The sequence below is a fragment of the Agaribacillus sp. DX54 genome (assembly GCF_056858335.1).
Genome location: NZ_JBXEQE010000042.1, coordinates 1 through 21,789 on the forward strand (window position 1 = coordinate 1; position 21,789 = coordinate 21,789).

General features: G+C 42.5%; 17 protein-coding genes. 10 read left to right on the top strand and 7 right to left on the bottom strand.

All coding sequences use genetic code 11. The features are described from left to right. Positions 1 to 86: 86 nt before the first annotated feature. From leuS to AC04NP_RS27375, 5 genes are all read right to left on the bottom strand, one after another. Positions 87 to 2,855 carry a leucine--tRNA ligase gene (gene leuS, locus AC04NP_RS27355; RefSeq protein ID WP_482863265.1) on the bottom strand — a complete coding sequence of 923 codons (2,769 nt, stop codon included), beginning with the start codon at positions 2,853 to 2,855 and terminating at the stop codon, positions 87 to 89. A gap of 221 nt (positions 2,856 to 3,076) precedes the next feature. After that, a complete protein-coding gene (locus AC04NP_RS27360) occupies positions 3,077 to 4,060 on the bottom strand; it encodes a beta galactosidase jelly roll domain-containing protein (RefSeq protein WP_482863266.1) in 984 nt (327 codons plus the stop codon). Positions 4,061 to 4,166: 106 nt separating this feature from the next. After that, positions 4,167 to 4,691, bottom strand: a complete 525-nt coding sequence (locus tag AC04NP_RS27365; protein ID WP_482863267.1) for a pepsin/retropepsin-like aspartic protease family protein — start codon at positions 4,689 to 4,691, stop codon at positions 4,167 to 4,169. Positions 4,692 to 4,837: 146 nt separating this feature from the next. Continuing rightward, entirely contained in the window at positions 4,838 to 5,527 is a 690-nt protein-coding gene (locus AC04NP_RS27370; RefSeq protein WP_482863268.1) for a response regulator transcription factor, read from the bottom strand. 32 nt (positions 5,528 to 5,559) lie between these two features. Further along, positions 5,560 to 7,128, bottom strand: a complete 1,569-nt coding sequence (locus AC04NP_RS27375) for a sensor histidine kinase (protein WP_482863269.1) — start codon at positions 7,126 to 7,128, stop codon at positions 5,560 to 5,562. A 148-nt stretch (positions 7,129 to 7,276) separates the two neighbouring features. Between AC04NP_RS27375 and AC04NP_RS27380 the strand changes: the two genes are divergently transcribed. The 6 genes from AC04NP_RS27380 to AC04NP_RS27405 all read left to right on the top strand — a co-directional run bounded on the left by AC04NP_RS27380 (position 7,277) and on the right by AC04NP_RS27405 (position 11,062). Then, positions 7,277 to 7,531, top strand: coding sequence for a hypothetical protein (locus AC04NP_RS27380; RefSeq protein ID WP_482863270.1), 255 nt, complete (start codon positions 7,277 to 7,279; stop codon positions 7,529 to 7,531). 165 nt (positions 7,532 to 7,696) lie between these two features. After that, a complete protein-coding gene (locus AC04NP_RS27385; RefSeq protein WP_482863271.1) occupies positions 7,697 to 7,897 on the top strand; it encodes a PspC domain-containing protein in 201 nt (66 codons plus the stop codon). Between the two features lie 132 nt (positions 7,898 to 8,029). Beyond that, positions 8,030 to 8,908: a hypothetical protein gene (locus AC04NP_RS27390; RefSeq protein WP_482863272.1), complete on the top strand. Its 879-nt coding sequence runs from the start codon at positions 8,030 to 8,032 to the stop codon at positions 8,906 to 8,908. Between the two features lie 223 nt (positions 8,909 to 9,131). After that, a complete protein-coding gene (locus AC04NP_RS27395; RefSeq protein ID WP_482863273.1) occupies positions 9,132 to 9,776 on the top strand; it encodes a YceI family protein in 645 nt (214 codons plus the stop codon). A gap of 146 nt (positions 9,777 to 9,922) precedes the next feature. Next, a complete protein-coding gene (locus AC04NP_RS27400; protein ID WP_482863274.1) occupies positions 9,923 to 10,330 on the top strand; it encodes a hypothetical protein in 408 nt (135 codons plus the stop codon). Between the two features lie 132 nt (positions 10,331 to 10,462). After that, positions 10,463 to 11,062, top strand: coding sequence for a peroxiredoxin-like family protein (locus AC04NP_RS27405; protein WP_482863275.1), 600 nt, complete (start codon positions 10,463 to 10,465; stop codon positions 11,060 to 11,062). 52 nt (positions 11,063 to 11,114) lie between these two features. Here AC04NP_RS27405 and AC04NP_RS27410 read toward each other — a convergent pair whose 3' ends face one another. Further along, positions 11,115 to 12,179: a glycoside hydrolase family 113 gene (locus AC04NP_RS27410; protein ID WP_482863276.1), complete on the bottom strand. Its 1,065-nt coding sequence runs from the start codon at positions 12,177 to 12,179 to the stop codon at positions 11,115 to 11,117. A gap of 51 nt (positions 12,180 to 12,230) precedes the next feature. Then, positions 12,231 to 14,486 carry an efflux RND transporter permease subunit gene (locus AC04NP_RS27415; protein WP_482863277.1) on the bottom strand — a complete coding sequence of 752 codons (2,256 nt, stop codon included), beginning with the start codon at positions 14,484 to 14,486 and terminating at the stop codon, positions 12,231 to 12,233. Positions 14,487 to 14,644: 158 nt separating this feature from the next. Here AC04NP_RS27415 and AC04NP_RS27420 point away from each other — a divergent pair, with 158 nt between their 5' ends. From AC04NP_RS27420 to AC04NP_RS27435, 4 genes are all read left to right on the top strand, one after another. Continuing rightward, on the top strand, positions 14,645 to 16,066 hold the full coding sequence (locus AC04NP_RS27420) for an aminopeptidase P family protein (RefSeq protein WP_482863278.1): 1,422 nt from the start codon (positions 14,645 to 14,647) through the stop codon (positions 16,064 to 16,066). A 163-nt stretch (positions 16,067 to 16,229) separates the two neighbouring features. After that, complete coding sequence (locus tag AC04NP_RS27425; protein WP_482863279.1) at positions 16,230 to 16,868, top strand: RNA polymerase sigma factor; 639 nt, start codon at positions 16,230 to 16,232, stop codon at positions 16,866 to 16,868. Positions 16,869 to 17,057: 189 nt separating this feature from the next. Continuing rightward, positions 17,058 to 18,134 carry a FecR family protein gene (locus AC04NP_RS27430; protein ID WP_482863280.1) on the top strand — a complete coding sequence of 359 codons (1,077 nt, stop codon included), beginning with the start codon at positions 17,058 to 17,060 and terminating at the stop codon, positions 18,132 to 18,134. A 170-nt stretch (positions 18,135 to 18,304) separates the two neighbouring features. Next, on the top strand, positions 18,305 to 21,787 hold the full coding sequence (locus tag AC04NP_RS27435; RefSeq protein WP_482863281.1) for a SusC/RagA family TonB-linked outer membrane protein: 3,483 nt from the start codon (positions 18,305 to 18,307) through the stop codon (positions 21,785 to 21,787). Positions 21,788 to 21,789 lie beyond the last annotated feature (2 nt).

Here is a 21,789-nt window from a genome sequence, read left to right on the forward strand (position 1 = left end):
AATTGCAGGAGTCGGCGGTAAGGTGTTATCCAAAGAGTAGTCATACTATGACTCAAAGTCATAGTATGACTACCAACGTTTTTAGTTCAAACTACAATATTCACGATTTTTTTAGGTACAATAATCACCTTTCTAGGCGTTTTCCCTTCAGTCCAGCGTTGAATTACCTCTGAGGCCAGGACTTGCTTTTCAATATCTTCATGTGGCATATCCAGGGCGAAACTCATTTTAGCCCTCATTTTCCCATTGACCGACACAGGATATTCATAGGCTGCTTCTTTAAAATAATCTTCATTATAGCTGGGAAAAGAAGCGTTTAATATGCTTTCCTCATGGCCAAGTTTTGCCCAAAGCTCCTCCGCTATATGAGGGGCGTAAGGGGAAAGAATGACAACGAAATTTTCCAATATCTCCCGGTTGTTACATTGTAACCTCGTTAACTCGTTGGCACAGATCATGAAACTGCTTACAGAAGTGTTAAATGACAGTCTGTCAATGTCCTCCTCAGCCTTTTTGATGGTTTGGTGCATAATCTTCAGGGCCTCCTTACCGGGGGCCTCTTTGCTTACCCTGAAATTCCCCTGGCTGTCGTGGAAAAGGTTCCAGAATTTTCTCAAGAACTTAAATACGCCATCGATACCGTTGGTATTCCAGGGTTTAAATTGCTCCAAAGGCCCCAAAAACATTTCATACAACCGCAAGGTATCGGCACCATATTTTTCGACAATGTCATCGGGATTTACTACGTTGTGATACCTTTTGGACATTTTTTCAATTTCAGACCCGCACATGTATTTGCCATCTTCCAGTATAAATTCCGCATCTGCCAGATCAGGCCACCATGATTTGAATTTTTCGATATCCAGCATGTCATTATCTACCATATTTACATCCACATGCATGGCGCTGGTTTCGTATTGATCTTTGAGGTTTTTGCTAACAAACCGGTTGCTGCCTTGTATTCTGTACACAAAGTTGGACCGCCCCTGTATCATACCCTGGTTCACCAGCTTTTTAAAGGGTTCATCCACATTGACATAGCCAAGGTCGTACAAGAACTTTGTCCAGAATCTGGCATACAACAAGTGGCCGGTGGCGTGTTCCGACCCGCCAATATATAAATCGACATTTTCCCAGTATTCCTGAATTTCCTTGTCAACCAATGCGTCTTCATTATGGGCATCCATGTACCGGAAAAAGTACCATGAAGACCCCGCCCACCCGGGCATGGTGCTTAGTTCATAGTGAGAACCTTCCTGCGGCTTCCAGTCTCTCGCTCTTCCCAGGGGAGGTTCACCGTCTTCGGTAGGTTTGTAGGCATCTACCTCAGGCAATTCGAGTGGAAGCTGTTCCACCGGCAAAGGGTAGGGGATATCATCTTTGAAATAGATCGGCATAGGCTCTCCCCAATAGCGTTGTCTGGCAAAAATGGCGTCTCTCATTCTAAAATTTATCTTCGCTTCACCGATGGCCTGTTCTTCGGCTACCTCCACAGCTTTGTCGATGGCCTCCATGGCCTCCAGGCCATCAAGAAACCCGGAGTTCACCATTTTTCCTACCTTGGTGTCGTCTGCTTCATTCTCAATTTCCGTTCCTTCAATGATTTTAACAATAGGCAGGTCAAAATGCCTGGCAAAAGCATGATCCCTGGAATCTCCTGCGGGTACGGCCATTACCGCACCGGTGCCATAACCCGACAATACGTAATCTGCCACCCAGACAGGTACTTTTTCTCCGCTAAACGGATGAAGGGCATAACTTCCTGTAAACACACCCGAAATGGTCTTAACATCGCTCATACGATCTCGTTCAGACCGGTTTTGGGCGGCCTGGACGTAGGTACGGACCGCTTCCTCTTGTTCCCGTGTTGTCAGCTTTTCCACCAGCTCACTCTCAGGCGCCAGCACCAGAAAGGTAACGCCAAATATTGTGTCAATTCTGGTCGTAAATACTCTAATCTTCACTCCCTCCACTTCAGTAGCAAAATCCAGTTCCGCGCCGGTTGATTTGCCAATCCAGTTTCTCTGCATTTCCTTTAAAGGCTCCGGCCAGTCGATCACTTCCAGGCCCTGCAACAGTCTTTCGGCGTAAGCCGTGATCCTCATCGACCATTGTGGCATGTTTTTTCTTATCACCGGATGCCCACCCCGTTCGGAAAACCCGTCTTTTACTTCGTCATTAGACAGCACCGTACCCAAGGCCGGGCACCAGTTCACAGTTGTTTCCGACAGATAACAAAGCCGGTATTTCAACAAAAGCCGTTGCTGTTGACCTGTTGTCAATCCAGCCCATTCCTTTGCGGAAAACACCGGAGTATCATCGTCGCAGACTGCTTTTACTTTTTCGTTGCCATCCTGTTCAAAAACGGCTACAAGTTCACTTACAGATCTTGCCGATTCTTTTTCTTTGTCATACCAACTGTCAAATAATTGGATGGTAATCCACTGGGTCCATTTATAAAATTTGGGGTCACAGGTTTGCACTTCCTTGTCCCAATCAAATGAAAACCCCATGTTTTTCAACTGGGTTTTGTATTTTTCGATATTCTGCCTGGTCGTAACGGCAGGATGCTGACCGGTTTGGATGGCATATTGTTCAGCAGGCAACCCAAAAGCATCAAATCCCATCGGATGGAGCACGTTGTAACCTTTAATCCGTTTGAATCTCGCCACGATGTCAGAGGCGATATAACCCAAGGGGTGTCCTACATGAAGGCCTGCTCCGGATGGGTAAGGAAACATATCCAGGGCGTAAAATTTGGGTTTACTTTTGTCTACTTTGGATTCAAAGGTCTTATTTTCAGCCCAATAGGCCTGCCATTTTTTTTCAATATCCCTGAAGTTATATTCAGCCATAGGTTAACGAAGGATTTTTGATAACAAAATCAAGAATGCAAAAATAAGGGATTTCGGTTTATAATGAATGTTTATGTTTTGAATTTAAGAAAAATACCCTTTACCCCCCCATTAACCTTTACCAGGCGCGTTGTATAGCTGGTTGATTTTCACCCCCTACGGAACATAAAAGATGTAGCTCACACCCACACCCACACCCAAACTCACACTCAAACTCACACTCAATTCAGTTGTTTTCTGGTAATGATGCCTATGGGCCCTTCATATATACCGCCTTTGTCACCCATGTCGTAGACCCTTACGGCAATGGTGTTATAGCCGTTGAAAAGTAGCTGATCGGTTGGCAGTTTGTAAACCCTTAGCTCGAGCCAGGAACTGCTGATGCCAAATCTTTTTCCATCCCTGGTTTTGCCAATAAACTCACCGTTCAGATAGGTTTCATCATAATCATCAATTCTGCCTAAAACCAGAAATAATTCTTCATCTTTTAATTTGTCATCCAAAAAAAACGTTTTTCGGTACCATGCATGACCATCCAGTTCCCACAGGCCGATATTTCGCCACAGGCTTGGGGTAATAATGTCATTCCAGTCTTCATCATTCCAGTATTTGTTTTTCCAGCGGCTGTCATTTCCGATTTTAAATTTCCATAATCCCTGCAAATCCACGGCGGGCTCAAATTCGTTCACCATTTTGTAAATACCAACCCTGCCGTGCACAATTCCGCCTTCACGGCCTTCATCATATACCCTTACCGCTATCAAATTACTTCCTTTTGGGTTTAACACTTCTGCCGGAATGTAATACAGACGTTTGGCCTTATAAGCTGTGGAATAGCGCGGGGGGAACCCGCCGGAAAAGCCGATCAGTTTTCCATTGATATATACCTCATCAGCATCGTCAATGTAGCCTAGCATGAGGAAAACGTTTTTTTGATTCTTAGTTATTGCGCCGTCAAATTTCTTTCTGTACCAGGCATAACCATCGTAGCCGTAAAAGCCTTCATTTTCCCAGGCGGTAGGAACATAGATACTTTCCCAATCACTGTCGTCATAGTCAGGCATGGCCCAATGTTTATTATCTCCTATGGAAAACTTCCAATTGCCTCGCAGGTTCAGCAAACGCTCCAAGTCGCTTGCCACGGCAGACTGTGCCAGTAGCAAGGACATCATCATTGTTACCACCGGGTAAGTGTAATTTTTCATAGCGATAGTTCATTCACTGATGGTAATCCCCCCGTGCAGCCACCTTACTATACTTTTTATAAACTCTAATGCATTGAATCAAGTATTTAGATTGGGGTGAACTGCACTAGGGGGAATTAACCATATGTGGAATATTAAATGATTGTTTTTTGTATTCTACACTTGTAAAACTAACAAGTTTATTGCCATAGTCAATTTTGAAACCATGTTTCCTCATCACATCGGAGCCAATGATACCGACCACTTTCATACCCGTATTAGCGTGTAAAGAACTGATAATGTTGGTAAGATCAAAGGCAAAGAAATGCGTATAAATAAGACTTTTATCCATAAAAAGCTTTAAGCCGGTGGCCCTTTTAAAATCCCTGTAAGACCCACCCAGCCCTTCAATCATTATGGCCCTGCTTCTTCCCTGGATAATTTTATAGCCATATTTTCTGGCACTCCCGGTGTCTAATATGGTAAGGTCCGATCCTGTATCTAACAGAAAATAGGCTGTTTTACCATTTAAAACCCCTTTTACGATGGGCTTGCTTTTTAGGTTCACTATCTCGAGTATTTTAGGGTGTTGTGCCAGTGTAGTGAAATTGACTAGTAATAATCCGATAATTATGGTAGTTGTGAGTTTCATGACCTTAATTTGTGTTTTGACTTTTTGCGTTTTGACTTTGTGTTATATTCAAAGAAACCGGATTTTAATAAATCAGTTGTCATACGCCAGTAAAGGTTTGTAAAAAAATGTCATCGGATTAAATATAAAGTAAAAAACCGGTCATTTCAGGCCAAAAGTTTGTAACCAATGCCGTGGGCAGTTAGAATGATGGCAGGATGATTGGGGTTTTCTTCGATTTTTTGCCGTAGTTTTAAAATAAAGTTATCGACCGTACGGGTGGTCGGCTGTTCTTCGTATCCCCAGATTTTCTCCAAAAGCTCATTTCTGCTGACCGTCTCATTTTTATGAGCCAGCAGAAACTTCAGAATTTCAAATTCCTTGTGGGACATTTTGGTGTTTTGTCCATCTATTTTAGCTGAGTAACTCTGGAAATTAACACAAAGTTTGCCAATTGTTACCTCGTAGCCAGGACCTGTTTCCTGTGTGGGGGTGTTGCTTCTTCTCAGAACGGCCTTGATCCTGGCCAGCAGCTCACGGAGACTAAATGGTTTGGTAATATAATCATCAGCGCCCAACTCCAGGCCCAGTACCTTATCTATTTCCTCGCCTTTGGCAGTCAGCAAAATAATAGGGGTGTCGATGTTTTTACCCCTCACAGTGCGGCAAACATCAAATCCCGACAATTTGGGCATCATTACATCCAGTATGATCAGGTTATAATTGCCATCCAGAATCATTTTCAGACCCATTTCTCCGTCTTCGGCAATATCGACTTCATATCCTTCAAACTGAAGATTATCCGTCAATCCCATGCGAATATTGGGCTCATCTTCGACAATCAGTATTTTAGACATAAACAATAATTTTTGTTTCCAACACGTGCGGATTAAATTTTGGGTATCAATATCCTGAAGGTGCTGCCTTCGCCCAGGTTACTAATCAGGTCAATTTTTCCCTTGTGTGCATCTACGATATGTTTTACCAGGGACAATCCCAGCCCTGTCCCTTTAGTATTATGTATTTCCCCTTTCCCGGCACGGTAAAATTTGTCAAAAATATGCATTTTATCGCTCTTGGAGATGCCTATTCCATGATCTTTTACAGATACATAGGCAAATTCCCCATCGGTACCGGTTTTAATAATAATCGAGTTGTTTTCACCACTGTATTTCATGGCATTGTCAATCAGGTTAATGACCGCTTCCTCGATGGCCGGCCTGTCAACATGAACCGGAAGATTATCCTGCTGCTTTATTATTTCGTAAACAAAGTCATTATTCTTCAGGTGGTATTCATAAATCTTCAGCACATCGTCGACAATATTATTCAGTTCCTCATTTTTGAAGTGGTAAACCCTTTTATCAGCCTCCATTTTCGAAAAATTCAGAATTTTGTTTACGATGCCAGCCAGCCGGTTGGCTTCCTGACCTATTACCTTGTAATATTCCTTTTTTTTGTTTTCATCCCTGATCCTGTTCATCTGCAGGGTTTCAGCAAACATGCTTATGAGTGATAATGGCGTTCTGATCTCATGAGAGACATTAGATACAAAATCTGATTTGGCTTGGGCCAGTTGCAGGGCCTTATTAAGGTTTCGATAAACCAGCCACAGCCCGGCAAAAAGCGCCAGATTCAGCCCAATCAATAAAAGTATGTTGGTGGTAGCCCTTTCCTGTACCAGTGTTTCCATGGTTTTGCCTTTCAGGATGATGCTCAGGTAATAGTCAGGCAGTAACCAAAAGGCCCTTTTTTGCCCCTTAAGGTTGGCAGGGGTTGGCTCGGTGGCGTAAACTACAGAATTGTCCAGACCGTTGATGGCGGCGATGATAAACTTTTCCTGGCTTATTGCCTGTATTTTGGCCGCCAGGCCCTGCTCAATAAAGTACTGTGGGTGGATTAGAATTCCAGCGTACTGAAAGAAATCCTGATCCTGATCCAGCACAAATACCAGCAGATTATCGATATAAAAGTTACGCTCACCCAGCCCGATATGGCCCAATGGTTCCAGCTTTCTGTAGCCATTCTCCATGAAACCTTTTAATTTGTCCAACTTCCCTCTGTTAGTAAGCAGATTTTTCTTTAGTTGCGACAAGTAGGAATCCCTGGTAATGGTATCGGACTTGAAATAAATGCCGGATTCCTTTAAAGTAACATCGTTAAATAATACGATGGCATTCAAAGACCAGGATTCCTCCAACATTTTCCGGAAATCCAGGTCGCTATCCTTACTGATAGTATCTAACTGTGCCAATATCTTTTTTGACCAGCTTTCAGCAAGGTCGTTGGAAGACTGATTCACCGAAAACAGGATGGCATCCAGTTGGTTATTGTAGATTTCTTTGATCATTTCCTCGTCTTCACTCAGAGAATTTATCTCAAAAACGGTGTATGAAACAGCAGGAATCAGGAAGACGATGATTAAGACTACAGATATTTTGGGAAATGGTCCTTTCATTCAAAGGTTTCAATAAGTTAATTAGCGATTCCGGAAGTCTGAAATACATGACTTTAGGTTTTTTATCCTACGAAAGGACTGCTTGTAAAGATACATTTGCTAAAAGCTGTAAATTAAGTTAACTTCAAATTTCTATTCAACTAACAAAATGTTTAATTTATTTAAAAAAAGACCGGACAATGGAAAAAGTCTCTCATTACCTGAGTTATTCGATCTGAATGATAAACAACTTCAGGTGGGAGACAAGGTGGAGTCTTTAAGGTATGAACTGGGTAAAAGTGAGCTGATACTGGAAGGCGGGCAATACTATTATCAGTCACTCGAAACCGGTAAAAAAGTTATCTGGCTGAAAATGGTGGATGCTATTACAGAAAAACAAAAAGTAAAAAAACTGGAAGAATGAATTAGAAGGAGTGGTATGACCGGTTCTTTTGAAAAATGTCCGCTTTCGATACAATTTTTTCACTGAATAACGAGCTTATTTTCTTGTAAGTCATTGAAAATAAAAGATTTAAAATATCTGGTATATTATTTGAATTTATTGAAGTGTATTAATTAATTTAACAGAATGAGCACAACACAACAGAAACTTACCAGAACAAATAATGACAGAATATTAGGCGGGGTATGTGGAGGCATTGCCAAGTATTTTGGATGGGATGCTACCTTGGTTCGCATCTTGTACGTTGTCATTTCCATATTAAGCGCCGCCTTTCCCGGCACGCTTGTTTACATTATCCTTTGGATATTGATGCCTAAAGAATACTAGAAAACGCACCAGCAAGATTCACAAAAAAAATATCTATCTCATTAAACCTTTTAATACCACAGCTATCTAAAGTCCGAATTCGAATTTAAAAACACTTTAGAAAATTAATGTGGAATTAAAATGATAGATACCATGAAAAACTTTGCATTCACCTTCGAGTCTTTAAAAGGCACTTTTTTCTCCTTGACAGCAGTTTTCCTTTTAATGTTAACGGCTTGTGATTCCAACGATGAGTTGGTCTCAACAGAAATTTCATCGGCAATTACTTCCGATGAAGCTGTTTTGGACAGTTATTTTGAGGACACCGACGATGTGGTTTTTGAAGCTAACGATAAAGTGGCCGCGACCAACGGCAGGTCTGCCATGGATGATGACGAATCATTGACCAGGTGTGCCGAAATAACCCATGATGCGGGAAATAAAACGATAACCATCGATTTTGGCGATGGATGTGAAGGTCCCGGCGGAAAAATCAGATCCGGGAAGATAATTATAACTTACACAGACCGTAAATATGTGCCTGGCGCGATTTGGGTGTACACACTTGAAGATTATACGGTAAATGGTATTGCCCTGGAAGGTACCAAAACCCTTACCAATGTTACAGGGATCGAGCATGACTACCTAAGCTTTAACAAACTGTTTGAAGGAGGAAAAGCCACCTGGCCCGACGGTTCATTCGCTACCCGGGAAGTGAATAAAACCTTTACCTGGATCAGGGCACCCAGGCCTGTCAATGATGCGTTTCATGTAGAAGGAAAGGCGAGTGGTATTACAAAAGATGGTGTGGCCTACGAAGTCGGTATAGTTTCCAAGCTGATCTATAAACGAAAATGCAGGAGGGCCGGTGTGCATATAGCGGTTCAGGGTTTGAAATCCGTGGTGAAAGGCGATGAGGAGGTATTGATAGATTTTGGTGATGGGGAGTGTGACAATCTTGTGACGATCACCAAAAACGGGGAAAGTGAGATGGTCGACCTGACCGATAAAAGCAGAGATCGAAACAGCTAATGTAAAAATTCCTTTATAAAAAACCCTGGTGATTAGGCCGGGGTTTTTTTATGGTTTGTTTCCGGAGACCATTTTTTGTCCGTTTTTACAGAAAATTCGGGCGGATGTAACGTCATCTTTCTGATTTTTTTAAATTTTATAATTAAATGTCGCAACATATTTTTTTTGTTAACGTCTGAATTATAAACTTTGAAAGCAAAGCCAAGATTTAACACCAAACGTTATGAAAAAGATTAATTTAATTATTTTATCAGTTATAGTGATCGCTGTTTCAGCATTTACTTTTAACAGCGTGAACAAGTCAACGCCTGACGTAAAAAACGACCTTAAGATAGAAGCGGGAATTTATGAAGCGAATGTAAAATCAAGCAAAATTACCTGGCTGGGGAGAAAAGTCACTTCCAGCCACAACGGAACAGTAGCACTGGCTTCCGGTTCACTGGAATTTGATGGAAATGGATTAACCGGGGGCACATTCGAGCTGGATATGACCACCATCAAAAACATCGATTTGACAGACAAGAAGAAGAATGCCAAATTGGTGGGGCACCTGAAATCAGATGATTTCTTTTCCGTAAAGAGTCATCCCAAGGCCACCTTTAAAATTACTTCAGTTTCCCAGAAAAAAAAGGGTGACAACAACTATAAAATTGCCGGGGATCTGACTATCAAAGGCATTACCCATCCACTTTCATTTCCGGCTAAAATAGAGGGCAATGGAAATACAGTAAATGCTTTGGCGAAGATGACATTTGACAGGGCCAAATACAATGTCAAGTTTCAGTCCGGCAGTTTCTTCGAAAATCTCGGTGACAAGGCGATTTATGATGACATAGAGATGGAGGTTTCGTTGGTGGCCAATAAATAAAAACGAAAACTATTAGCGCAAATATATTTAACTGTTTGGAATTGTGTAGAAGAAAAACCACCTCTCGGAGGTGGTTTTATTTTATATCAACCAACTTAATCCCCGCCCATTTGTTGGATGAATGACAGTTACGTAGAAAAGCTATTATGAAAATAAACAAAATCATCGTTTGGACCTTTGCGGCCCTGATTTTGGGGATTGTTTACATTACTTTTAACCAACCGGGAGACGAAAGATTTTCTACCCGATTTAAGGAAATTACCTTTTTAAGGAATGAAAATAATACCGGCCCAATCAACCGGATATATGCTATTTATGTGCAGGATTCTGTCTGGCAGGACATAGAATCCTATGCGGCTACCAAACCTTACACCAAGTACGGTAGTACCAAAGTGTATTTTTTTATGGAGGATTATCCCGGAGAATCATTTTTATCCTGGCAAAAGCCAAACGTCCTGCCTTCCAGGCAGAAAGCCTGCATTGCGTTTTATCATAAAGAAAATAATGGGCGGGTGACATTTCGTAAGTATCCTTTCAACGGGGCTCGTAATTGAACCGGGATAAATATGAAAGGACTATCGGACATGGCAGATGAGTTAAATTTTTGTTAAGAAATGTTAAATCACTTTTTTATCTGGTTCGGGAAGAAATAAAGTTGTACATTTAAACCGTTAAAGTGTTTCCCAATGCTTAGGTCCACCGTATCGGTTTTACTAATTTTGCTTGTTGCGCTTTCCGGTAATGGGCAGGAAGTGGGTCAAACTGAGCCTGGCGGGTTGAAGATTGGGGAAAAGGCACCGGACTTCAATACAGTAGATTATCTTGGTAATAAGATAAGTTTAAAGAAACTTCTGAAAAGAGGGCCGGTGGTATTAATGTTTTACAGAGGCGCCTGGTGTCCTTATTGTAATAAACAACTGATGCAACTGCAAGATTCGCTGAAATTGATCAATGAACTGAGAGGCACCGTCATAGCTGTAACGCCGGAAACAGTTGAGAGTATAGGCAAAACGGTAGAAAAAACCAACGCGGAATTCAGGATCATCCACGATCAAAATCTTTGCATCATGAAAGCCTATGACGTGGCATATAAGTTGGAAGCCTCGGTGCTAAAGCGCTACAAAAAAACCGGTATTGACCTGGAGGCTGCCAATGGAAGTAATGGTGCTAATCTCCCGGTTCCTGCCACCTACATCATCAATCAGGATGGTTTGATTGTCTATGCCTTCTTCGACCCTGATCACACCAAAAGGGCTACCGTACAAAAAATATTGGAAAACCTTTGATCGATAGCCGTAATATCTTCAGAAATCCGGCTTAAGTAACCCTTGTTTCCACCTAACCACTCCATTGTTTCTTTTTCTTAGGTTGGGCATCCCGGAACCATTTTTGAATTACCTGTATAACTGGCTTGTTCTGAGGTGTGAAGCCTGAATTGACATTCCTTCTTTTCCCTGACTCATAAATGTGCCATTTCCATAAAAAGCCACCTTTAAACCACGGCTCGTTCCAGAAAGTCTGGTAAATGGACTCATAGGCGTTTAACTGGCCGTCCATGTTAACCGATAATGTATCCGGATTTACCTTCCAATGCCCAATAGTTGCATAATCTATGCTCTTGTAGCCGTATTCAGTGAAAATAACAGGCTTATCTACTTTTTTTGACAGTTGCCTGATTTCCTCATAAGGTTGCTTCCAGTATTCATTCAACTGTGATACAGAAGGTGTTTTTTGATTACCTAATGGAAAGTAAGCATCTATACCTATAAAATCCAGTTGGTCCCAGAAGGTGATATGCCGGTAATTATCCCAGTTGGCGGCATAGGTGAGTTGACCAGGGTAGATTTCCCTGACCCTGGCGATTAGGTTTTTCCAAAAAAATGACCTGGAAATTGCCGATTTCCTGCATTCTGTGCCGATGCATAGCAGGGGCACCTGGTACTTTGCGGCGATTTTCGCATAGTTGAGCATGTATTTTTGGTAGGATTCTTCCCAGATAAGCCACTTTTCTTCATCATCCGGCACAAAATCGCCGGCCCAACCTTGTCCTTTTACCCATAAGTGGGGTTTTATCATTACGCTCAAACCCAATTGCTGTGCCATTTCCACACTCGCTACCACCCCTTCACTTTTTTCGCCCCACCACTGCCTTTTCCCATCAAAATAAACCCGTGGGCTTTCAGTTGAAGTAAAGGCATAAGGTATGATGGAGATCCAATTAGCCTGTATATCTTTAATATTTTTCAATGCCATCGAATCGAAAGGGCTGGGCGGTGCTTCCAGGTTAACGCCTTTGATAAATAAATCAGCCCTGTTTTTTTCATTGTTTGACAGGTAGATGAATAAAAAAGGAAAAACTACCAGTCCCGGAAGGAAGCAATAAGTTAGGACTTTTTTACGCATGATCTAAAGCATATTACTTTAAATTACAAAATTTTGCCTAAACCGATTTGTTCAAGCCTTGTTTTTTTTGAAAAACATGATCAACAAGACAGGTAGAAGGATTAAATCTGCCAGTACCGCCAGCACCAGGGTCAGGCTGACCAGAAGCCCAGTGTAATAAGTACCTCCGAAACCGGATAGAATAAGGGTCAAAAAACCGCCGGCCAGAATTATGGTGGTGATAATAATAGCCTTTCCTGTGGAAAGATAAGTTCTTTTTAAAGCGTAGAGCAGTGATTTTCCTTTATCCAGTTCCAGTTTCAGCTTACTGATGAAATGAATGGTATCGTCAACGGCAATGCCAAAGGCGATTGTGAAAATAATGGATGTGGATAGTTTCAGGGTGATGCCGGAATACCCCATGATTGCTGCCACAACGATCAGTGGCATTACATTCGGGATCAATACAATAATTATCATCCTCACCGAACGAAACAGCAACGCAACAATCGCAGCAATCACCAAAAAGGCAATTCCCAGGCCCTCTATCATGTTTTGGGTGAGGTATTGATTGTTTTTGTCAATCAGTAATGACGTTCCTGTGATTTTTAATTGCACCAGGCTGGAATCAACATTTGACCGGAAAAATGCTTCGAGCCTTGCATTTCTCTCCAGTGACATTTTGCTGCCAATGTCTTTTATTTTGCCACTGATTCTCGATGTTCTGTAATCATCGGCAAAAAGTTTCAGATCAGCGTTATTGCTTTTTAAATAACGCAGGTTCTTTTGGATTTTTTTCCGGCCATTATTGTCATCGGGCAATCTGAAATATTGTGTCAGCCCTCCGTTAACGGCCTGGTTCAATGATTTAATTGCCTGTAAGGGTGAAATAATATTACGGGCCTCGTATTGGTCAGTCAAATAGGTTTCCACTTTTTCCAGTTGTTCCAATATCTCCCAGTCAAAGATATTCCTGCTGGTATCTTTGACCTTAATGGCTATTTCCAGGGGTCTGTAACCGCCGAATTTATTATCAAAAAAAATGAATTCCTTTCTCAACGGATCATCCTCAGGTATATCTTCGAGCAAAAATGTGTTGATCTCAACTCTGGAAATGCCGATCAGGGCTACGGCTATGATCACGAGAGACACATAGAATATAGTGCGGTAGTTGTTCAGTACGGCATTAAAAGCTTTCATTAGCAGCAGCAGCCAGCGCCTGCGGTTTTTTTCATTGTCGACTACCGGAGGTTTTTTAATCAGCATTAAAATAGCCGGTAACAGGGAAAATGCCAGTAAAAAAGCCACAAAAACACCAATGGCCGTATACAGTCCAAATTCCCTGATGGGTTTAATACTGGCCGTAAAGAGGGTGAGAAAACCAATTGCCGTGGTCAAAGAGGTCAAAAATGTGGCCAGGCCTACTTCCTTAAGTGTGATTCTTAATGCTTGCAGCCGGTTCAGCCCGGCCCGCAGTTCCTCAATGTATTTGGTGAGAATATGCACCACATCTGACATCGCTACCACAAACATGATCGAAGGCAACAACACCAGCATCACATCCAGCGGCTTGTTGAATAGGCCCATCACCCCCAGTATCCAGACCACCGAAAGCATAACCACTACCAAAGGTACGATGACATTCCAGACAGAACGGTAGGCAACGATCAGGAACAAGGTCACCAATACCACAGAAATACTCAGAAACACAATCAGCTCAAACTTCATTTTGTCGATATATACACCCTGGGCTTTTGCCTTTCCGGCCAGAAACAGGGGTGATAGTCGATATTTTCCGGCTAGGTACTCTATATCAGCTACCAGCGAATCGCCCTCCGGTTTCAGGATCATGGGTGTGTGTTTGAGCAATAACGCCAGGGCTTTGCCATCTTCGGCAAAAAAAGAACCTACCCATTTTCCTTCTTCATATATCCGTGTACTGTCCTGCTTGTACCTGTCCGGTTCATTAATATGGAGCACGGGGATTTTAAACAAACCGGCAGGGGAAAACACCGGATTAAAAAGTCTGGTGGGAGAGGCCAGGCTCAACACACTCCTGTGATTTTCCAGATCGGTCGTGAAGCTGTCCACTTTTTGCAGAAAGGAAGGAGCAAAAATTCCCGGATCATTTTGAAATCCGATTAAAAGGTAATCATTGTCGTTTTCAAATTTTTCCCGGAATTCCTGATAGTAGGTGAGGTCTTCATCCCCTATAGGGAAAAAGCTTTCGAAATCGTAGTCCAGTTTTAGTTGAGCAATGAAATATAAATGAACAAAAGTGAGCAGAAATATCGATCCTACTGTTATAAAAGCTACTTTTTTCCACATAGAATACAGTTCGGCATTGCGGCACCCCGCCTATTTGATTTGAAAGAGAACAAATTAAAAACAAAAGAGATTGAAAAGAATGCTTTTCCAAATCAAATTTTATATTCTTTGGATTTAAAGATACTTTTGATGAAATAATTGTTAATCTTTAAACGTAAATGAACATGTTTAACGCTACGGTATATGCTGAAAGACGGGAAAAGCTGAAAAAAAGTCTCGGCACTGGTCTTGTCCTTTTTTTGGGAAATGAAGAAAGCAGTATAAATTTCAAAGATAACTGGTATCATTTCCGGCAGGACAGCAACTTTTTGTACTTTTTTGGCCTGAGTTTGCCAGGTCTGGCGGCCGTTATAGATGTTGACAATGACAAAACCACGATTTACGGAGATGACTTGTCCATAGATGCGATAGTGTGGACAGGACCTCAACCCACCATTGCAGCGTTAGCCAGCCGATCCGGCGTGAGACACACAGGTACTGTCAAAGACTTAACCTTGTTGCTGTCCGGGGCGTCACAGGGCGCGCAAAAAATACATTACCTGCCGCCATACCGCCCGGAAAACAGCCTGAAACTGTCCGCCTGGCTGGAAATGGATCAGCAGGCGGTGTCAAAGGGACATTCCATTCCGTTGATAAAAGCCATTGTTTCCCAGAGGTCTTACAAGTCGGAATTGGAAATTACAGAGATCAATAAGGCAGTCGACATCACGGCAGATATGCACCTGGCTGCGATGACCCTGGTTGCCGAAGGGAAAAAAGAGGTCGAAATTGTCGGCGCGTTGCATGAAGTCGCCATAGGCGCGGGTGGTCAGTTGTCTTTTCCGGTCATCTTTACAAAAAACGGTCAGATCCTGCACAATCACTATCATGGGAATATGTTGCAGAACGGTGACCTTGTGCTTGTGGACTGCGGAGCTGAAACCACCAGTGGCTATGCCGGGGATATGACCAGAACTTTTCCTGTTGATGATCATTTTACCACCAGGCAAAAGGAACTTTATGAGATTGTTGTAAATGCCCATGATACAGCCGTTAAGGCCCTGGCGCCGGGCATGCCTTTTAGAGAAGTACACTTAACCGCCTGCAAAGCCCTGACGGAAGGTTTAAAAGGTGCCGGCTTAATGACCGGGGATGTGGATGAGGCGGTAGCTGCCGGGGCGCATACGATGTTTTTTCAATGCGGTCTGGGCCATATGATGGGGCTGGACGTTCACGATATGGAAGACCTGGGAGAACAATATGTAGGCTACACCGAAACCATGAAAAAAAGTACAGCGTTCGGTTTAAAATCACTGAGACTTGGCAAAGCACTTGAACCAGGGTTTGTGCTTACTATTGAACCGGGCATTTACATGATCCCCGAGCTGATTGACCTGTGGAAGAGCGACAACAAACATGCCGCGTTTATTAACTATGAAAAACTGGAAAGCTACAGGGATTTTGGTGGGATCAGGGTAGAAGAGGACTTTCTTATTACCGAAAGCGGTGCCCGGCTGCTGGGTAAACCAGTACCTAAAACCGTCGCTGAAGTTGAAAAAACCAGGGTCGAATCAAAAGGTCAGCTATCCCCAAATTTTTAGGCGTATGGGATTAAATCACAAGTGGCCATTCTTTGTAACCCCCCAATATAGGGGGTAAATATCTCTTTATACCGAACTTTTGGGTATAAAAGCCTACTTTTTCACAAAAATTATTTTTTTTTAAAGAATCGGCTTAGTATTTTGATCTATCTGATTCTTTATTTTGACTAACCCTGACCTACATAAAAACCTAAAGATTGAAGTTTACGCTCCCGAAAAAAGCAGCGATGAAAGGCCGGATGCATTTGCCTCAAAAGGTGATTTGGAAATATGGAGGAATTTTAAAAGAGGAAATGAATCTGCTTTTACTTTTATATACCGCCAATATTTCAAAAAGCTTTTTACTTTTAGTTCACAATTCATACAGGACAAAGAACTGATAAAAGATTGTATTCAGGATTTATTTATAGAACTCAGGAAAAACAGAAAAAACCTCTCAGATACCACCTCAATCAAACTATACCTGTTTAAATCCATTAAGAGAAAAGTGATTGTCTGCCAGAAAAGACTTCAGACCAACTCTTTCAATATTCAAAAGTATTTCGGTCATGATTTTAAGGTGACATTGTCTGCGGAGCATCTGATGATTAACCGGCAGCTTGAAGAACAAAAACTCCGGCAACTGAATATGGCCCTGAAAAAACTGACAAAAAGACAAGGGGAAGTGATCTATTACTATTTTTATGAAAACATGGATTACGGCCAGGTGATGGAAATGATGGATCTCAAAAACATTAAATCAGCCAGAAACCTGGTTTACAAGGCCCTGAAGGTACTAAAATCGGAAGTCGATCCCCAATAACTCAATAACTCGACTATCCATAACCCAGCATTTCATCATTCCACTATTCCACCACCCCACCATTCCTTTAACCCACTGTACCACCACCCCGATATCCCACCTCTCCCGCCATCCCATCACAGTTTTTTCCAAAATATAGATGTCATTTCACCAAACACTCCCTTATACTAATGAGGACGGAAAAGGTTTATGAATTACGAAAATTATCATTTGGAAGATTTTCTTCAGGATGAAGAATTCAAAAGATGGGTACAAAACCCTGATACGGAGTCTGAGATTTTCTGGAAAAACTGGTTGATTAGCCATCCAAATCAAAGGGAAACGATACTAAAGGCCCGTGAGCTGCTGCTTGCTTTAGATTTTGAAGCCACGGTGCCGGACGAAGAAGATTATAAAGAGGTCTTGCTTAATATACTGAAAGGTGAAGCTTCGACATCGATGGCACAAAAACAGGTTGGTGCGCGACCCAACTACTTCGCGAACCTGCATACTATGATTACAAGGCTGGCAGGGGTGATTATCATCCTGATTGCCACGCTGGTGGTTTACATTCAAACGCGGGAGCAGCCTGCGCCCCTGATTCAAGCGCCGGTGAAGTACATAACCAAAGAAAATCCTCGTGGACAGAAGTCCCAGATTTCGCTGCCCGATGGCACTGTACTTTGGCTTAACTCTGAAAGTAGGCTTACCTATCCTGAAAAGTTTACCGCCAGGCAACGTATCGTCGAACTAAAAGGTGAGGCTTTCTTTGAAGTAGCCAAGGAGCATACAAGGCCTTTTGTGGTCCAGATGAACAATCTGCATGTGGTGGCTTTGGGTACTTCGTTTAATATCAGCGCCTTTCCGGAAGATCAGAACGTGGCTGTATCATTGGTAAGCGGGAAAGTACTGGTGAAGGAAAATATTTCCACAAAAGATTTGCACAAGCCTCATTTTGAGGATGTAGTACTTGCGCCAGGGGAAAAACTGTTATATGATCTACAGGATTTCAGTATCCGGAAGAGCTATTACGATTTTAAATCAGACATTGTATGGAAGGATGGCACCATCTATTTTGAAAATGCCTCGTTCCGGGAGGTTAAGAATAAATTAGAGCGCTGGTTCAATGTGAACATTATACTCAAAAACGGAGTTGGCCAGCAATGGAATTACAGTGGGGAATTCCAAAGGGAAAGCCTGGACAGGATACTGCAGCGCATAGGGTTTGTGGAAGGGTTTGAATTTCAACAACGAGATCATGAAGTAATAATAATCTATGAAAATTAAACGCTAAAAGAAATGCTTATGAAGAAGACCCCCCTATGAAAAACCGGGGCCGGCAAAAAGCCGGTCCCGGTCTAAATCTATTGCAGTGACAAACCAGATAACAGGCGTTAACAATATCGCCCGGTTATCCTGTATTCAATGAAAAATCGCACAACTAACTTTACTAAATTATGAAAAGAAAACTACTCGCAATATTTATTATGGCTACAAAATATTTTGTTTTTAGCTTGATACTGCAAGCAATTTTCGCGACGGTTATTCTGGCAAATGATGTAATTGCACAAAAGTATTACAGCGTAAGAGAACAGCATCTGGCGGTTCAGTTTAGCGAGGTTTCAGTTATTGATGCCCTCAAAGAAATTGAAACCCGCAGCCAATTTAAATTTACCTATGACATCAAGGATATCGACAATGAGGTGAAAATCAATATGCCTTACAAACGCTATTCAATTGCCGATATTCTGATCCGGTTGTCGACGGAAGCATCGTTGCACTTCAAGCAAATCAATAATACCATTGACGTAAAGAAAATAAAGAAATCCAATAATGCGTCAAAGATAGAGGTAGTACTGCTTACTGAGATTTCCGGCAAAGTAACTTCGGTCGAAGGCGATCCTATTCCGGGGGTCAATGTAGTGGTGAAGGGAACATCTATTGGTACGGTAACCGATATTGATGGCAATTACCGGATCGATGTACCGGATGACGCTGAGACGTTGGTATTTTCTTTCATTGGATACAACGTGGAGGAAGTAAGTATCAACGGAAGATCTGTTGTGAATACAACCCTTGTTCAGGATTTAACTGAGCTGGCTGAGGTGATTGTGGTAGCTTACGGAACTGCTGAGAAGGGAACCTTTACCGGTTCGGCCACCCAGATCGATGCAGAAGCGCTGGAAGGCAGGGCTTTAACCAATATTACCTCTGCCATAGAAGGTGCGCCGGGCGTACAATTTTCACCGGCCAGTGGCCAGCCGGGTGACGCTTCACCCATCAGGGTAAGAGGAATTGGCTCAGTGACTGCTTCGAGAAATCCACTGTTTGTAGTTGATGGAGTGATATTCTCGGGAAGTCTTTCAAGTATTAATCCCAATGATATTGAGAGCATTACAGTCCTCAAGGATGCAGCCTCTACCGCGCTCTATGGAAGTAAGGCAGCCAATGGTGTAGTCGTGCTTACCACTAAATCGGGTAAGAGCGGGGAATCAAAATTTTCGCTAAATATCAGCCAGGGGGTGACCTCCCGGTCTATTGATGAATATGAGAGGGTGACTGCCGAGCAGTATTACCCGTTGATGTGGGAAGCGTACAGAAATAGCTTATCCATTTCGGGAAACATGCCTCAGGAGCAGGCTAATCAGCAGGCGTCGGACAGGATCTTCGGTTTGCTGGAAACCAATCCGTTTAATGTGCCCAACGATCAGATCGTGCTTCCCGACGGAAGTCTCAATCCTGAGGCGGAGCTGTTGTATCCGGATGATCTGGATTGGCAGGATGCTTTGACCCGGGGAGGATCGCGTACCAACGTGGATTTTTCCTATCAGGGTGGCACAGAGAAAACCAGTTACTTTGCCTCATTGGGGTATCTGGATGACAGGGGATGGATTCTTAACGCCGATTTTCAGCGGATCTCAGGTCGTATTAACGTGAGTAGTCAGCCAAAAGACTGGATTAAAACGGGTATCAACCTGTCCGGAGCCTCATCGGTATCCAATCAGGCAGCAGACGGAGGTAGCACCAGCTTTGTAAACCCCTTCTTTTCCACGAGAAGAATTGCTCCCATTTATCCAATCCACGAACATGATCCTATGACAGGGGAGTTTATCCTGGACAGAAATGGGGATAAAATATTTGACCTGGGCGATAACAGGGTAGGAAATACCAATGGAAGACATGCTATTCAGGAAACAATACTGAATCTGGACCGTGATAAAATTTTCACCTTAACTTCCAGGGCCTTTATTGATCTGTATTTTCTGAAAGATTTTAAATTTACTTTCAATGCCGGCCTGGATAAGCGATTCTTTAACAATGAAGAATTTGAAAACCCTATCGTGGGAGATGGTGCCCCTGACGGTAGGGCAGGCCGCGATGCCACAACAAGGACTTCCATTATTTATAATCAGCTTCTCAACTATACCAAAGATCTGGGCTTACACACCATTTCAGCCTTGGTGGGGCATGAAAGTTTTGAATATGAATTTAACTCCTTAACCGGAAATCGCAGGGTATTAATAGCAGATGGAAATAATGAACTGATAAATTTCACAACACCCACAGATCTCGAGTCTTTTACCAACAAATATACCACTGAAGGATATCTCGCACGTCTTAACTACGACTTCGCAGACAAATACTATCTGTCTGCTTCTTTTCGCAGGGATGGATCTTCGAGGTTTGACGAAAACACAAGATGGGGTAACTTTTGGTCTATAGGTGGTGCTTGGAGAATTGATCAAGAGGCCTTTTTCCCGAAAAACAGTTGGTTAAATGTATTAAAATTAAGGGCCTCTTACGGCGAGGTTGGTAACGACTCCAATCTGGATAATGATCCCAATAACAACGGTATAAGTTTTTTTGCCAATCAGGAGCTGTTTGCACTTGACAATAATAATGCCAGTGAACCCGGAATATTGTTTGACCAATTGGGATCCCCGAACCTGGAATGGGAGTCAAATTCTCAATCTGATGTGGCGATTGAGTTTGAATTATTCAACTACAGGGTATCGGGCAGTGTAGAGTATTATAACCGGAATACCGATGGCCTGCTTTTCGAAGTTCCGTTGCCTCTGTCAGTAGGTATTGATGACAGGTTTTCAAACATCGGTTCTATGTTCAACCGTGGAGTTGAGGTCAATCTGTCAATGGATATTATTCAAAACCAGTACTTTAACTGGAATTTAAATGTCAATGCCGCTACAATCAGGAATGAGTTTACCAAACTTCCCCAGGAAGAAATTATCACCGGGACTAAAAAACTGGTAGTTGGTGGGTCAATATTTGATTACTGGCTCAGGGATTGGTATGGTGTCGATCCTTCTGATGGTGCTGCGTTGTTTGTCCTGGATGACAATGCAGATGTCAATGATGCGTCGGTCAGGACCGTAGACGGCGTGCTGGTTACTACCAACCACAACAATGCAAAACGTGATTTTGTGGGTACTGCCATTCCGGATGTTTTCGGAAGTTTCACCAACACGTTAACCTACAAAAACTTTCGTTTAGGTTTCTTGTTTACCTACCAGATTGGGGGTGAGACCTATGATACCAACTGGGCCGGATTGATGTCTCCCGGGGACTATGGAAACACCTTTAGTACCGATATTCTTCGGCGTTGGCAAAGGCCCGGAGACATGACAGATGTGCCCAGACTCGATGTGTCTAAAGACGGTATATTTGACGCCGGCTCCGACCGGTGGTTGGTGAGTTCCAGCTTTATCTCCCTGAGGCAATTAAATTTCTCTTATGATTTGCCAAATTCCATTTTAAGCACCCTTGGCATAGAGAGTGCCCGTGTTTATGCCAACGGGGAAAATCTGTTCTTAAAGACCGAACGTGAAGGAATGGATGTTAACCAGAACTTTAATGGGACTACACAAAACAGGTTTACCCCCTCCAGGGTAATCACCATGGGTGTTAATGTGACATTTTAAAA

Excerpts from the sequence above, each read along its gene's own strand:
- AC04NP_RS27410 (WP_482863276.1), bottom strand. The coding sequence starts at position 12,179 with ATGCGTAAAAAAGTCCTAACTTATTGCTTCCTTCCGGGACTGGTAGTT.
- AC04NP_RS27400 (WP_482863274.1), top strand. The coding sequence starts at position 9,923 with ATGAAAATAAACAAAATCATCGTTTGGACCTTTGCGGCCCTGATTTTG.
- AC04NP_RS27360 (WP_482863266.1), bottom strand. The coding sequence starts at position 4,060 with ATGAAAAATTACACTTACCCGGTGGTAACAATGATGATGTCCTTGCTA.
- AC04NP_RS27435 (WP_482863281.1), top strand. The coding sequence starts at position 18,305 with ATGAAAAGAAAACTACTCGCAATATTTATTATGGCTACAAAATATTTT.
- AC04NP_RS27405 (WP_482863275.1), top strand. The coding sequence starts at position 10,463 with ATGCTTAGGTCCACCGTATCGGTTTTACTAATTTTGCTTGTTGCGCTT.
- AC04NP_RS27370 (WP_482863268.1), bottom strand. The coding sequence starts at position 5,527 with ATGTCTAAAATACTGATTGTCGAAGATGAGCCCAATATTCGCATGGGA.
- AC04NP_RS27375 (WP_482863269.1), bottom strand. The coding sequence starts at position 7,128 with ATGAAAGGACCATTTCCCAAAATATCTGTAGTCTTAATCATCGTCTTC.
- AC04NP_RS27415 (WP_482863277.1), bottom strand. The coding sequence starts at position 14,486 with ATGTGGAAAAAAGTAGCTTTTATAACAGTAGGATCGATATTTCTGCTC.
- AC04NP_RS27380 (WP_482863270.1), top strand. The coding sequence starts at position 7,277 with ATGTTTAATTTATTTAAAAAAAGACCGGACAATGGAAAAAGTCTCTCA.
- AC04NP_RS27420 (WP_482863278.1), top strand. The coding sequence starts at position 14,645 with ATGAACATGTTTAACGCTACGGTATATGCTGAAAGACGGGAAAAGCTG.
- AC04NP_RS27385 (WP_482863271.1), top strand. The coding sequence starts at position 7,697 with ATGAGCACAACACAACAGAAACTTACCAGAACAAATAATGACAGAATA.
- AC04NP_RS27390 (WP_482863272.1), top strand. The coding sequence starts at position 8,030 with ATGAAAAACTTTGCATTCACCTTCGAGTCTTTAAAAGGCACTTTTTTC.
- AC04NP_RS27395 (WP_482863273.1), top strand. The coding sequence starts at position 9,132 with ATGAAAAAGATTAATTTAATTATTTTATCAGTTATAGTGATCGCTGTT.
- AC04NP_RS27365 (WP_482863267.1), bottom strand. The coding sequence starts at position 4,691 with ATGAAACTCACAACTACCATAATTATCGGATTATTACTAGTCAATTTC.
- leuS (WP_482863265.1), bottom strand. The coding sequence starts at position 2,855 with ATGGCTGAATATAACTTCAGGGATATTGAAAAAAAATGGCAGGCCTAT.
- AC04NP_RS27430 (WP_482863280.1), top strand. The coding sequence starts at position 17,058 with ATGAATTACGAAAATTATCATTTGGAAGATTTTCTTCAGGATGAAGAA.